This window comes from Quisquiliibacterium sp., from assembly GCF_982640115.1.
The window spans coordinates 1-12,258 of the sequence record NZ_CEXFHW010000119.1; the positions used below are offsets into that span (position 1 = coordinate 1).

Annotated in this window: 13 protein-coding genes; 7 read left to right on the top strand and 6 right to left on the bottom strand. The window is 71.9% G+C overall.

Annotated elements, in window-relative coordinates; all coding sequences use genetic code 11:
* Positions 1 to 101 precede the first annotated feature (101 nt).
* The 6 genes from AC2H6A_RS13250 to AC2H6A_RS13275 all read left to right on the top strand — a co-directional run bounded on the left by AC2H6A_RS13250 (position 102) and on the right by AC2H6A_RS13275 (position 5,624).
* Positions 102 to 869 (top strand): SDR family NAD(P)-dependent oxidoreductase, encoded by a 768-nt coding sequence (locus tag AC2H6A_RS13250; protein WP_484274074.1) that lies wholly within the window; start codon positions 102 to 104, stop codon positions 867 to 869.
* A 142-nt stretch (positions 870 to 1,011) separates the two neighbouring features.
* Entirely contained in the window at positions 1,012 to 2,550 is a 1,539-nt protein-coding gene (locus AC2H6A_RS13255; RefSeq protein WP_484274075.1) for a hypothetical protein, read from the top strand.
* A gap of 120 nt (positions 2,551 to 2,670) precedes the next feature.
* On the top strand, positions 2,671 to 3,111 hold the full coding sequence (locus AC2H6A_RS13260) for a gamma-butyrobetaine hydroxylase family protein (RefSeq protein ID WP_484274076.1): 441 nt from the start codon (positions 2,671 to 2,673) through the stop codon (positions 3,109 to 3,111).
* Positions 3,108 to 3,884 (top strand): bifunctional demethylmenaquinone methyltransferase/2-methoxy-6-polyprenyl-1,4-benzoquinol methylase UbiE, encoded by a 777-nt coding sequence (gene ubiE / locus AC2H6A_RS13265; RefSeq protein WP_484274077.1) that lies wholly within the window; start codon positions 3,108 to 3,110, stop codon positions 3,882 to 3,884. The genes AC2H6A_RS13260 and ubiE overlap by 4 nt, the downstream gene beginning before the upstream one ends.
* Before the next feature lie 82 nt (positions 3,885 to 3,966).
* The gene (locus AC2H6A_RS13270) at positions 3,967 to 4,929 is read left to right on the top strand and encodes a Tim44 domain-containing protein (protein ID WP_484274078.1); all 963 of its coding nucleotides are present in this window, start codon (positions 3,967 to 3,969) and stop codon (positions 4,927 to 4,929) included.
* Positions 4,926 to 5,624 carry a hypothetical protein gene (locus AC2H6A_RS13275; RefSeq protein WP_484274079.1) on the top strand — a complete coding sequence of 233 codons (699 nt, stop codon included), beginning with the start codon at positions 4,926 to 4,928 and terminating at the stop codon, positions 5,622 to 5,624. Before AC2H6A_RS13270 ends, AC2H6A_RS13275 begins: the two co-directional genes overlap by 4 nt.
* On the opposite strand, the gene AC2H6A_RS13280 is transcribed toward AC2H6A_RS13275, so the two are convergent.
* Positions 5,621 to 7,636, bottom strand: coding sequence for a site-specific recombinase (locus AC2H6A_RS13280; RefSeq protein ID WP_484274080.1), 2,016 nt, complete (start codon positions 7,634 to 7,636; stop codon positions 5,621 to 5,623). The genes AC2H6A_RS13275 and AC2H6A_RS13280 overlap by 4 nt on opposite strands.
* A gap of 84 nt (positions 7,637 to 7,720) precedes the next feature.
* Between AC2H6A_RS13280 and AC2H6A_RS13285 the strand changes: the two genes are divergently transcribed.
* Complete coding sequence (locus AC2H6A_RS13285; RefSeq protein WP_484274081.1) at positions 7,721 to 7,882, top strand: hypothetical protein; 162 nt, start codon at positions 7,721 to 7,723, stop codon at positions 7,880 to 7,882.
* Between the two features lie 75 nt (positions 7,883 to 7,957).
* Here AC2H6A_RS13285 and AC2H6A_RS13290 read toward each other — a convergent pair whose 3' ends face one another.
* From AC2H6A_RS13290 to AC2H6A_RS13310, 5 genes are all read right to left on the bottom strand, one after another.
* Entirely contained in the window at positions 7,958 to 8,740 is a 783-nt protein-coding gene (locus tag AC2H6A_RS13290) for an enoyl-CoA hydratase/isomerase family protein (RefSeq protein WP_484274082.1), read from the bottom strand.
* Positions 8,741 to 8,758: 18 nt separating this feature from the next.
* Positions 8,759 to 9,733, bottom strand: a complete 975-nt coding sequence (locus AC2H6A_RS13295) for an NADPH:quinone oxidoreductase family protein (RefSeq protein WP_484274083.1) — start codon at positions 9,731 to 9,733, stop codon at positions 8,759 to 8,761.
* Positions 9,734 to 9,886: 153 nt separating this feature from the next.
* On the bottom strand, positions 9,887 to 10,840 hold the full coding sequence (locus AC2H6A_RS13300) for a ketopantoate reductase family protein (protein ID WP_484274084.1): 954 nt from the start codon (positions 10,838 to 10,840) through the stop codon (positions 9,887 to 9,889).
* A 115-nt stretch (positions 10,841 to 10,955) separates the two neighbouring features.
* Positions 10,956 to 11,801 (bottom strand): ABC transporter substrate-binding protein, encoded by an 846-nt coding sequence (locus AC2H6A_RS13305; RefSeq protein ID WP_484274085.1) that lies wholly within the window; start codon positions 11,799 to 11,801, stop codon positions 10,956 to 10,958.
* A gap of 95 nt (positions 11,802 to 11,896) precedes the next feature.
* A partial coding sequence (locus AC2H6A_RS13310) for an NAD-binding protein (RefSeq protein ID WP_484274086.1) occupies positions 11,897 to 12,258 on the bottom strand: 362 nt, incomplete at its 5' end.

Below are 12,258 nucleotides of genomic sequence, written 5' to 3' on the forward strand. Positions count from 1 at the left end.
CGCCCGGCGCATCCCGGCGGGCACGGCGGGCGCTGCCGCCGCGGAACGGCGGCCCCGGGGGCTTCGACTAGAATCGGTCGACCCCCCCAGGAGACCCCACCATGTACAAACCCTTCGATCTCACCGGCCGCTGCGCGGTCATCACCGGCGGCAACGGCGGCATCGGCTTCGGCATGGCCCGCGCGCTGCTCGACAGCGGCGCCCGCGTCATGATCTGGGGCTCCAATCCCGCCAAGACCGATGCCGCGCGCCAGCGGCTCGCCGACGGCGGCGGGCAGGTCGACGCCCTGGTCTGCGATGTCGGCGAGGAAGCCGCGGTGGAGGCTGCGTTCGCCGAGTCGGTCTCGCGCATGGGCCGGGTCGATGCCTGCTTCGCCAACGCCGGTGTCTCCGGCAAGGGCAACCTGCTGGTCGACATGACCCATGAGGAATTCCGCCGGGTGCTGCGCATCAACCTCGACGGGGTGTTCTTCACCTTCCGAGCGGCTGCGCGCCACATGATGGAGCGTGGCGGTGGCGGCTCGCTGGTGGCCACCGCAAGCACCGCCGCGGTCGAGGGCGCGGCGCGCAACAGCCACTATGGCGCTTCCAAGGGCGCGGTCACCGCCTATTGCCGGGCGCTCGCGGTGGAGCTCGCCCGCTACAAGATCCGGGTCAACTCCATCCTGCCGGGCTGGATCGAGACCGAGATGACCGAGCCCTCCTTCAGCAATCCGCGCTTCCGTGACAATGTCATGCCGCGCATCCCGGCGCGGCGCTGGGGTCATATCGATGACTTCGGCGGGGTGGCGGTCTGGCTGATGAGTGACGCCTCGTCCTACCTCACCGGCGAGCAGATGCTCATCGACGGCGGCTACACCAAGTTCTAGGGCAATCCCCCGGCCGGCACGATCTTCGCCGGTTCGTGCAGTTGGTCAAGGTGCCCGGTCTGCGGGTGCGGCACAGTCGGGGCCTTCGTCCGCGAGCGCTCCGAGCCCGTCCATGCACGCCAAGTCCGCTGCTGTCCCCTCCGTGCCGTCCGTCCTCGACGGTCCGGCCTGCCGTCAGTGGCTGGCTGCGCAGGATCCCGCCGATCCGCGCCTGCTGTCCTCGGTCGAGGCCCTGCTCGCCAGCATCGGCGAGTCTGCCCGGTCGCCCGATCTGCGTCTGGAGATCGCCGAGCAGGCCCGGCCGGTGCACCTGCGCGCGCTCGAGCGCCTGGCGGCCGACCTTCGCGCCTGCCCTTTCCCGATGCCGCAGCCGCAGCGCCGGCTGGCGGCGCGCCTGGTCGCCGGGCTGCAGCTCGGCCGCGAGGTCTTCGAGCGCCTGCACAACGAGCTGCGCGAGCATACCGATGCCGAGGTGCGCACGATCATTCCGGGCACCACGCTGTCGCTGCGCGCCATCCTGCCGCTCATCCGCGCGCTGGACTACCAGTCGCGTCTGATCGTCACCCAGCAGCATGCCCGCTTGCGCGTCGGTCATCAGGACTGGGATCGCCTGTGTCTGCTGGCCGCCGATGTGCGCGCCAGCACCTTCCAGGATGTGGTGCTGCCCGATCTCGCCACCTTCGGCCGCGCGCCCACGGCGCGCGCGCTCTTCATCTATCCGCTGCTGATGGCGCTGATCAGCCCCGGCGCGCGCAGCGAGACCGAGCTCGCGCTCGCCGCGCGGCTTGCCCGTCGCTGGGCGCCGCGGGTGGGCTTCCTGATCGCGCCGGGCAGCCGCGTGTCGCCCTGTGCCAGCGGACCGGTGCTCGGTCTGGGGCCGCGGCAGGCGGTGCGTCTCGACAGCCATCAGCTGCTGCCCCGCCTGGCCATCCAGCGCGATCAGGTCGACCGGCTCGCCCCGGGCAGCCGTACCCGGCTCCCGCGGGGGATGAGCCTGGGCACCACCCGTGACCTGCTCGCCCTGCTCGCCGAGCGCTGGTCGCCGGGCTATGTGGCCCTCTCGCTGCCCGATGCGCCGCTGGGCATGTTGCGCGCGAGCATCGGCTTTCCGGGTCCCGGACTGCCGGTGCGCGGCGGCGACCGCCGCGCGGGTCCGTCGACGGCCTTGCGTGACTGGGCTCTGGCGGGCGAGCGGGTCGACTGGGTGGCGCAGGAGCATGGCCAGTGGTTCATCGAGCGCGAGTTCGCCGCGGCGCTCGGTCTGGGGGATCTGCTCACGCTGGCGCTGATGGCCGGCGACGGCCGGGGCCGCGCGCACGGCCCCGAGGCGGCCGAACCGACCGTGCGGCTGGCCCGGGTGGTGTCGCTGTCGCAGCGCCTGGGCGACGACCTCGCCCTGCCGCCGGTGCAGCGGGTGGGTCTCGCGGTCTGGCCCGGCGAGCCGCGACCGCTGCTGGTCCGTGCCGATGGCGCGAGGGCATCGACCGATGCGGTGCTGCTCGCTGCCGACCCGGTGAGCCGGGAACCCGAGTCGCTGATCCTGCCTGTGCATCCCGAGGTGCAGCGCGGCGTCCGCCTGTGGCTGGGCGAGACGGGGCATGAAGGCCGGATCGAGCTGGTGGCCTCGGTGCTTGGTTCGCCGACCTTCCGCCAGTGGCTGTTCCGGCGCCTGCCGGACTGAGACATGCCCCCGGGAGGGTCGGCGCGAAGCCGCGTCGGGAATCCGCTACCATCGACCGGAACGGCTGCCTCGGCGGCCGGCATTCGCGGCGCCTGCCGCCCCTGACGATCCTGGTAGCCCATGGCCGGTCTAGACAAGCAAACCCCGACACCCACCCGCATCGTCGTGCACCAGCAATCGCGGGTGTTCGAGATCGAGTTCGATGACGGCCGGCACTTCCGGCTGCCCTTCGAGTACCTGCGCGTTCATTCGCCCTCGGCCGAGGTCCGCGGCCACGGCCCTGGCCAGGAGACGCTCCAGGTGGGCAAGCGCGATGTCGGCATCGACCGCATCGAGCCCGTCGGGCACTACGCGATCCAGCCCTACTTCAATGATGGCCACTCCAGCGGCCTCTACTCCTGGGACTACCTCCACTGGCTCGGCACCCAGGAGACCCGGCTCTGGCAGGAGTACCTGCGCAAGCTCGCCGAGGCCGGCGCCAGCCGCGATCCTGCCGGTTCGGGTGCCGCAACCGATGCCGCCCCCCTGCAGGCCACCGAGGTGCGCCGGGGCGGCGCATGAGCGTGTCTTCATCAGATCAGGGTTCCGCGGCCCCCGGGCCGGAAGCGGCCACGCATTTCGGTTTCGAGTCGGTCGATCCGGCCCGCAAGGCCGAACGGGTACGCGGGGTCTTCGACTCCGTGGCCGCGCGCTACGACGCCATGAACGACCTGATGTCGGTCGGGCTGCACCGGGTCTGGAAGGCTGCCACCGTGGCGCACGCCGCGGTGCGCCCCGGCATGCGGGTGCTCGATGTCGCCGGCGGCACCGCCGACCTCTCCCGGCAGTTCGCCCGTCGCGTGGGCCCCACCGGCGAGGTCTGGCTCACCGACATCAACCCGTCGATGCTGGCCATCGGCCGCGACCGTCTGCTCGATGACGGACGGCCCGGCCCGGTGGTCTGCTGCGATGCCGAGCGGCTGCCCTTTCCCGATGCCTACTTCGATCGCTGCGTGGTCGCCTTCGGCCTGCGCAACATGACCCACAAGGATCGCGCCCTGGCCGAGATGACCCGGGTCCTGCGCCCCGGCGGCCGGCTGCTGGTGCTGGAGTTCTCGCGGGTCTGGAAGCCGCTCGAGCCGGTCTACGATGCCTATTCCTTCCGCGTGCTGCCCTTCATGGGCCGCGCCGTGGCCGGCGACGCCGAGAGCTATCGCTATCTCGCCGAGTCGATCCGCATGCACCCAGACCAGGAGACGCTTGCGGGCATGCTGCGCGAGGCCGGGCTGGCCGGGGTACGCTACTTCAACATGGCCGCCGGGGTGGTGGCCCTGCATGAGGGCGTGCGCATCTGAGTCCGCGCCCTCATCCCGCTGAAAGCCGTCCGTCCGTTCCACCGACTCATCCGAAGTCCGTAACACCCAGGAGCACCTGTCCATGCGCAATCGTCTTCTCGGCCTGATGGCCGTCGCCCTCATCGGCACTTCCATGGTCGTGGCCGATGCCGAGGCCGCGCGCGTCGGTGGTGGCCGCAATGTCGGCCGCCAGTCGAACACCGTCCAGCGCGATGCCACCCCCCAGCAGGCGCCGCAGCAGGGCGCGCCCGCCCAGCAGCAGGCGCCGGCCCAGGCCGCGGCCGCCCGCCCGGCCACGCCGCCGGCGGCTGCGCCGCAGCCCGCCCGCAACCGTTGGCTCGGTCCCATTGCCGGGCTGGCTGCCGGCCTGGGTCTGGCTGCCCTGTTCAGCCACCTGGGGCTTGGCGCCGAGTTCGCCAATGCGGTCATGAGCGGCCTGCTGCTGCTGGCCCTGCTCGCCGTCGGTCTGGTGGTGTTCCGGATGATCATGGCCCGTCGCCAGGGCGGTGCCCGTCCGGCCATGGCTGCGCCCGGCTACGGCAACACCGCCATCGGGCCCGAGGCCTCGGTCAGCTATCCGCCGGCCAGCGCGCGCAGCGCCGATGCCGTGTTCGGCGGGGCGGCCAGCACCGCCGCCGCGGCCGCGCCGGTCACCGGTCTGCCGCCGGGGGTGCCTGCCGACTTCGATGTCGAAGGCTTCCTCAAGGGGGCCCGCCAGCAGTTCGTACGTCTGCAGGCCGCCTTCGATGCGGCCGATCAGGCCGTGCTGCGCGAGTTCGTGTCCGACGACCTGCTGCCGGAACTTTCCCGGCAGATTGCCGAGCGTGGTGCCGCCCCGCAGCGCACGGATGTCGTCAGCCTGGAGGCCGAGCTGCTCGGCATCCACCCGCAGGGCCTGGACCATGTCGCCAGCGTGCGCTTCCATGGCCTGATCCGCGAGGTCGAGTCCGCGGCTGCCGAGCCCTTCGACGAGGTCTGGAACCTGGTCAAGCCGATGGCCGGCGGCTCGGGCTGGATGCTCGCCGGCATCCAGCAGCTCGCGTGAACCCCGCGCCCGGGGCTGAAGATGCCGGCGCCTTCGAGCGGCCGGGCAGCCCCTGGCGAGCCCTGACGGCTGATGCCGTCCTGGCCGCGCACCGGGGCGCAGTGCAGGCAGTGGCGCTGGCGCTGGGTCATGTGCTGCGCCAGCAGGCCTGGGCGCGCGACCGTCTGCGCATGCATGCCGGCGCGGTGGTGCGCGTCGGGCTCGTCGTGCCCGAGCAGCCCGGCCTGCCGGCACCCGAGGCCCGCCTGATGATCACGCCCGAAGGTCTGCTCGAACCGGCCGAGGGCACTGCGCCGCCGCGGGCCACGCTGCTGCTGCAGCCCTCGGCGCAGGCGCTCAAGGCCTTCGCCACCCAGGGCGTGAACGGGCTCACCCGGCACCTCCGGGTCGATGGCGATGTCATGCTCGCCGCCGCCCTGGGCGAGCTCGCGCGCGACCTGCGCTGGGATGTCGAAGAAGACCTCAGCCGGCTGGTCGGCGATGTGGCCGCGCATCGGGCCGCCGGCCTGCTCGACGGGCTCGTGCATCGCCTGAAGAACCTGCCTGCGGTGCTTGGCGGTGCCGCTGCGAGCGGTGATGCGCCGGGTGCCGGCCCGGCGGTGTCGCGCGCCGCCATGCGCGGGCTGGGCGAAGCGCTCGGCGCGCTCGATGATCGGCTGCGGCGGCTCGAGGCGCGCGCCGATCGTCTGTCCTAGGTCGGACCGTCGGGCTTGCGTTCGGCGGGCGGGAACAGGAACCCGCCAGGGTCGGCCCGCCACTGGCGCAGCAGCGCGCCCAGGAACTCCCGTCGCCGGGTCAGCCGCAACTGGCGCGCCTTGAGCGCCGTGCTGAAGGCAAGCCCGAAGCTCACGGTCAGGTTGGTCACGCCCACCAGGGCCACGCCGATCGCGGCCATGGCGAGCTCCGGCCAGGGCACGGCAAAGCCGAGCCCGGTCCAGCCGTAGGCAAGATTGGCCGCCGCGAAGGTCACATGGCGGATGTCGAGCGGCAGCCCCAGGATGTGGCCGATGAAGCCGACATAGCCGAGCATCAGGCCGAAGGCGATGTTGCCCACGATGGCGCCCAGGTTCTCCTCCACATACCGCGCCAGGCCCGCTGCGCCGGCGTCACCGAGCAGGCGGCGCAGCCAGCCCAGGCGTGCGATGCGCGCCGGGATGCGCGAGTACACGCAGCGGTTGTCGTAGTAGCCCGACAGCACGCCGGCGAGGAACAGGCACACCCCCGCGATGGCCGCGTGCGGCACCGCGGCCGACAGCGGATGCAGGTCGGCCAGCAGGTGCGCGGACTTCTCGGCGCCGGTGAGCGGCTGGCCGACACCCTGCAGCCACAGCCATGCGATCAGCAAGGACACCGGGAGGGCGAGCAGCACATTGCCGGCAATGGCCACCAGCTGCGTGCGCGAGATCTGCGCGGTGAGCAGCGCGAGCCGGTCGAGCGAGCGAGCCCGGTCGCGGCTTTCATCGATGGCCTGGGCGATGCGCGAGGCGGTCATCGCCGGCTGCTTGGTGGCGATCGTGAAGTGCAGCAGGTGCACCAGCACGAAGCCCGCGGCGTAGTTCAGGCCGAAGCCCAGCGCCTCCCAGAAGGGTGGCAGGTGAAGGCCCGCGATCAGGATCTTGAACAGCGCCATGATCCCGACGATCACGCCGGCGCCCATGGCCGAGCGGGCCATTGCCCACCAGCCGGCCCGGTCTGTCGTCACATAGTGCTCGCCGGTCCGGCTGGCATTCTCGGTGACCTGCAGGGCGAGCAGGTCGGTGCTGCGGGCCATCAGCTCGCGCAGGCTGTCGCGGCCGCATTCCCCGCGGATCAGCGTCTCGAGCAGGCGCGCACCCGCCAGCGAGCGCTCGTGCGCACCGCCCGGCGCCGCCGCGATCGCCAGCAGGCTGCGGATGCGCGCCACGCTCTGGGCGCACTGCTGCAGCAGCTGCGTGAGGGCGATGCTGGTGCCCTGGCTGCGCGCCAGCTGGCGCACGGTGGTCACGACGCCATCGCAGCGGTCGAGCTGAGCCGCCAGGCGCTCGAGCCGGGGCGGGTCGACATCGACCAGAGCCTGGTCCGAGCCGGCCGCCTGCGCGCACCAGGCCAGCAGCTCGGCCGCCTGCCCGAGGAAGGGGCAGTCATGGTCCGGCGGCGGGGCGTGGTGACGCAGCAGCAGGGGATCGACACCGAGGGCGGCCAGCCGATGGGCGAGCAGGCGCAGTGCCTCCAGGCACTCGCTGCGCAGCCGGGCCCGCCCGCCGGCGGCCAGCGGCCGGCGCACTGCGGCTTCGTCGATCAGATGGATGAGGCGCGCCCAGCGGGTCTCGCCCACCGCCCGTACCCAGTCGAGATCGTCGCGCCGGTGGAACAGCTCGCCCAGCACATCCACCCACAAGCCGTTGTCGGGAATGGTGGGCAGCCAGCGGCGCGAGAGGCGATCGGCCAGGCCGCGCAGGAAGCCGGGTTCGAGCACCACGCCGGTCTCGGCCAGCAGGTGGCGTTCGCGCCGATGCTCGAAGAGCAGGAAGAGATGGGCGGCGAGATCTTCGGCCACCCCGGGCTCGGCCTCCAGCCGCAGGCAGAGCCGCTCCACGGTTTCGGCTGCCGCCGCCGGCGGGCGGCCGGGCGGCGGACGCAGGGCGTGCACGAACTGCCCCAGCCACGCGGTGTCATCGGCCGGCGCGCGCCGACCGAGATCGGCGAGCAGGGTGTCGAGCTCGTTCATCGTGCGTGGCGATGCCGCAACGCGAGCGGGCTCACGATCTGAGCCCGCGGCATGGCATACTGTTCATACATACAGGAGATCGTCATGCATTCGTCCCGTGTCCAGCCTCGCATCCGCTTCAGCGCTCTGCCGGTGCAGCCGCCGGTGCGCCGCATCATGCGGCCTTCCCGGCCTCGGCTCGATCCCGACCGCATCGTCGGCCTGGCTTGCGTCGCGGCCATGGCTCTGGTGGCGCTGGTGCTCTGAGCCCGGCGCCCGGTACCCTGCAAGCGCTCGGGCAGGCCTGCGGTCCGGGCTGCCGAGGCCTGCCTGCCAGCGTCCTCAGGCGCCGGTGTAGCGCGGCGGGCGGCCTTCCAGGAAAGACCGCGTACCCTCCTCGAAGTCGCCCGACAGCGCCGCGAGCGCAAACTGGTCGAAGTCGGCATGGCTGGTGGCCCGGTCCAGCGCAAAGGCGCTGGCGTTGATCGCCTGCTTGATCATCCGCAACTGCACCGGCGGCAGGCTGGCCGCCCGATGCGCCAGGCTCAGGGCCTCGGCCAGGGCGGTGCCCGGCTCGCAGAGCTGATCCACCAGGCCCCAGTCCTGGGCGGTGGCTGCCGGAATCTTCTCCGACAGGATGATGATCCGCTTGGCCTTGGCCGGCCCCACCAGGTGCGTGATGCGCGGCACCGCGCCCCAGGACAGGTTCATGCCGCGCTCGATCTCGGGCACATAGAAGGTAGCGCTGCGCGATGACACCCGCAGGTCGCAGGCCACCGAGATGGCCGCTCCCCCGCCCACGCACCAGCCCTCGATGGCGGCGATGGTCAACGGCTCCAGTTCTTCCCAGGCGCGGCACATCTTGCCTCCGGCCTGCATGGCCAGACGTCGCCGCGACATCGGCCAGCTCCGCGAGACCTCGCGTTCCGGGTCCTTGAGGTCGGCACCCATCGAGAAATTCTCGGCGGTGCCGGTGAGCACCACCGCGGCCAGGGTGTCGTCATCCTCGAAGCTGCGCGCGGCCTTGGTGAGCTCGCGCAGCAGCGCCGCCGACATCGGGTTGGCCCGGGTGCCGCGATCGAAGCGCACGATCGCGATCCGGTCCTGGCGTTCAATCGTGACCATCGCGGCCTCCGGCAGGAATCAGGGGGTGATGATGACCTTGCCCATCACCTTGCGGTTCATCATGTCGTTGATGGCCTGTGCGCCCTGGGCGAGGGGGTAGCGGGCCGAGATGTGCGGCCGCAGCTTGCCCTGCTGCACCAGCTCGAACATCTCCTGCACATCCTGGCGGTAGGCCTGCGGCTCCTTGCTGCAGAACTGGCCCCAGAACACGCCGACCACCGAGGCGCCCTTGAGCAGCATCAGGTTCAGCGGCAGGCGCGGGATCTCGCCGTTGGCAAAGCCCACCACCAGGAAGCGGCCGCGCCAGCCGATCGAGCGGAACGCCGGCTCGGCGAACTTGCCGCCCACCGGGTCGTAGATCACATCCGGGCCCTTGCCGTCGGTGAGCTCCTTCAGACGCTCGCGCAGGTCCTCGGTCTCGTAGTTGATGGTCATGTCGGCGCCGTGCTCGCGGCACACCGCCAGCTTCTCCTCGGTGGAGGCAGCGGCGATCACCTTCGCGCCGAAGGCCTTGCCGATCTCCACGGCGGCCAGGCCCACGCCACCGGCTGCGCCCAGCACCAGCAGGGTCTCGCCCGGCTTGAGTTCGCCGCGGTCCTTCAGGGCGTGGTACGAGGTGCCGTAGGTGAGGATGAACGCGGCGGCAGTGTCGAAGGGCAGGGTGCGCGGAATGGGGATGGCGCGCGCGGCCGACATCTTCACCTTCTCGCAGAAGGCGCCATAGGTGGTGGAACCGATGATGTGGTCGCCGACCTTGAGGTGCGTGACCCCGGCGCCCACCGCCGAGACGATGCCGGCGAATTCAGCGCCCGGCGAGAACGGCAGTTCGGCCTTGAACTGGTACTTGTTCTGGATGATCAGCACATCCGGGAAGTTGACGCCGGCGGCTTTCATGTCGACCACGATCTCGCCGGCGCCGGGCACCGGATCGGGCACTTCCTCGACCACCAGCGTGTCGGGAAGGCCGTATTGCTTGCAGAGCAGGGCTCTCATCGGGGATCTCCTGGAATGGGGCGCGAAGGCGTGCCGGCGGCGCTCGCCGGGGTTCGGCCGATTATGCCCGCGCGCCTGCGGGCCCGCGGTCCGTTCGCGGCGGCGCGTCTCGCTTCCGGGTGCCCGGCGCGGTGCCTTATGCCGGGGCCCCGATCAGCCCGCCTGCGCCAGCCGCACCAGCGTGCTCAGCGCCCGGTTGACCGGAACCGGTACGCCGGCTGCTTCGCCCAGGCGCACCACCAGACCGTTGAGCGCGTCGATCTCGGTCGGTCGGCCGGCGGCGAGGTCCTGCGCCATCGAGGAGGTGGCGCCCGACATCGCGGTTCCGAGGCGGATCGCATCCGCGACCAGCTGCTCGGCCGGGGGCAGCGGCACGCCTTCGCTGCCGGCCACGGCCACGCACTCGGCCACCACCTCGGCCATGAGGGCGCGGGCGCCGGCGTCGGCCACCAGCCGGGCATAGCGAGACCGTCCGAGCGCGGAGAGGGCATTGAACACGCAGTTCATCACCAGCTTTTCCCAGAGCGCCGGTCGCGCATCGGGCACCACCGGGCAGGGCACACCGGCCCGCTCGAAGAGTGCAGCCACGCGCTGCGCCTCCACAGGGCCCGAGGCCCCGCTCGCGCCCGGCACCGGACCGAGGATGAGATCGCCCCGACCGGCGTGGCGCACCTCTCCCGGGGCCGACATCGAGCAGGCCACATACACCGCGGCCGCAAGCGCATCGCGACCAGCGGCTGCGCGCAGCCGCACGGGGTTGTCGACACCGTTCTGCAGGCTCACCAGCACCGCGTCAGGCCGCAGCAGCGGGGCGAGCGCCCGTCCGCCGGTGTCGGTGTCGCGGCTCTTCACGCAGAACAGCACCACCTGGGCGTCGGCCAGCGCCGCCGGTTCGGTGTCGGCGCGCACCGCGGCGACCCGTCGCTGACCGCCGGCATGCAGAACCAGCCCCTGTGCCCGCATGGCCTGCACATGCGGCCCGCGCCCCACCAGCGTCACCGGCGCGCCGGCGAGCGCCAGCCGGGCACCGTAGTAGCAACCCACCGCGCCCGCGCCGAAGACGCCGATGCGAGGCCAGTCGGCTGGCCCTGCCGGGCCTTTCGGCATCTGGGTCGGGGAAGCTGGTGGGTCCTGGGTCTGGGATGTCACGAAGAGATTCTCTCGCCGCCTGGATCGAGGCGAGAGGGTAGCGCACCCCGTTCGGAGCGCGTCGTTCGTGAGCTCAGGGCGCTGCGTTCGGGAAGAACAGCGCCTCGCCGCCAATGGTGTAGGCCGCGATCGCGCGCTGGCCCGCCGGTGACACCACCCAGTCGGCGAACTGCTGGGCCAGTGCGGCCTTCACGTGCGGGTGGCGTGCCGGGTTGACCACCATCACGCCGTACGGGTTGAAGAGGCTGCGGTCGCCTTCCACCAGCACCGCGAGCTCGCCGCGGTTGCGAAAGCTCAGCCAGGTGCCGCGATCGGTCAGCACATGGCCGTTCAGCGACGAGGCCATGTTCAGCGCCGGCCCCATGCCGCAGCCGCACTCTCGGTAGCCGGCCGGGCGGGCCGTGGCCGGATCGATGCCGGCCGCGCGCCACAGCCGCAGTTCGGCGGCGTGCGTGCCGCTGCGGTCACCGCGCGAGATGATCGGCTGGGCGCTGGTGGCCAGGCGGCGCAGGGCGGCGGCGATGTCGTTGCCGCGCACGCCGGCCGGATCGGCGCGCGGCCCCACCAGCACGAAGTCGTTGTACATGACATTGCGCCGACGTGTGGCGAAGCCTTCGGCCACGAAGCGCTCCTCGGCGGCGGTGTCGTGCACGAAGACCAGATCGGCGTCGCCCCGGCGGCCGATGTCCAGCGCCTGGCCCGTGCCCACCGCCACCACCCGCACCTCGATGCCGGTGGCCTGCCGGAAGGCCGGCAGCAGGTGGCCGAACAGACCCGACTGCTCGGTGGAGGTGGTGGAGGCCATCACGATGAATCGCTCCTGCGCCCGCGGGCCGTCACCGATCGCCGTCAGCGTGGCGAGCACGACCAGCAGCCCGCTCACGAGCGCCGCGCCAGCACCCCTCGTCCATCCCGCCATCTTCGCTCCCGCCGCGTTGCATCCGGGGCGGATTGTTCCCGAGCCGGCTCGCGCAGGCGATATGTCGGGCCGGACATAGGTGACTCAGGCTGAGGTCAGCGACGCTCCCCGCCGAGGGCGGCCAGCACCTCGGCGGCGGCTGCCGTGTCGTGCTCGCCCAGGCCGAGCGCCATCGCCGAGGTGTAGATCGCGGCACAGGCGTTGAAGAGCGGCGTCGGGCAGTCCACCGCCAGGGCCGTGTCGCCGATCACCTTCATGTCCTTCTGCCAGACCGAGACCTTCATGGTCGCCGGCAGGTAGTCCCGCCGGATCATCATCGGCATGCGGATGCCCATCAGCCCGGTGCCGATGTACGGGCTCGCGCCCATGTGCTCGAGCGCCACGGCGGGGTCCAGCCCCATGCGCCGGCACAGGCCGACCATCTCGGCGTAGGCCACGTTGTAGATCGCCACCAGAT

Coding starts and splice junctions, on each gene's coding strand:
- AC2H6A_RS13280 (WP_484274080.1), bottom strand. CDS start 7,636: ATGAACGAGCTCGACACCCTGCTCGCCGATCTCGGTCGGCGCGCGCCG.
- AC2H6A_RS13300 (WP_484274084.1), bottom strand. CDS start 10,840: ATGCCGAAAGGCCCGGCAGGGCCAGCCGACTGGCCTCGCATCGGCGTC.
- AC2H6A_RS13260 (WP_484274076.1), top strand. CDS start 2,671: ATGGCCGGTCTAGACAAGCAAACCCCGACACCCACCCGCATCGTCGTG.
- AC2H6A_RS13295 (WP_484274083.1), bottom strand. CDS start 9,733: ATGAGAGCCCTGCTCTGCAAGCAATACGGCCTTCCCGACACGCTGGTG.
- AC2H6A_RS13285 (WP_484274081.1), top strand. CDS start 7,721: ATGCATTCGTCCCGTGTCCAGCCTCGCATCCGCTTCAGCGCTCTGCCG.
- ubiE (WP_484274077.1), top strand. CDS start 3,108: ATGAGCGTGTCTTCATCAGATCAGGGTTCCGCGGCCCCCGGGCCGGAA.
- AC2H6A_RS13270 (WP_484274078.1), top strand. CDS start 3,967: ATGCGCAATCGTCTTCTCGGCCTGATGGCCGTCGCCCTCATCGGCACT.
- AC2H6A_RS13250 (WP_484274074.1), top strand. CDS start 102: ATGTACAAACCCTTCGATCTCACCGGCCGCTGCGCGGTCATCACCGGC.
- AC2H6A_RS13305 (WP_484274085.1), bottom strand. CDS start 11,801: ATGGCGGGATGGACGAGGGGTGCTGGCGCGGCGCTCGTGAGCGGGCTG.
- AC2H6A_RS13290 (WP_484274082.1), bottom strand. CDS start 8,740: ATGGTCACGATTGAACGCCAGGACCGGATCGCGATCGTGCGCTTCGAT.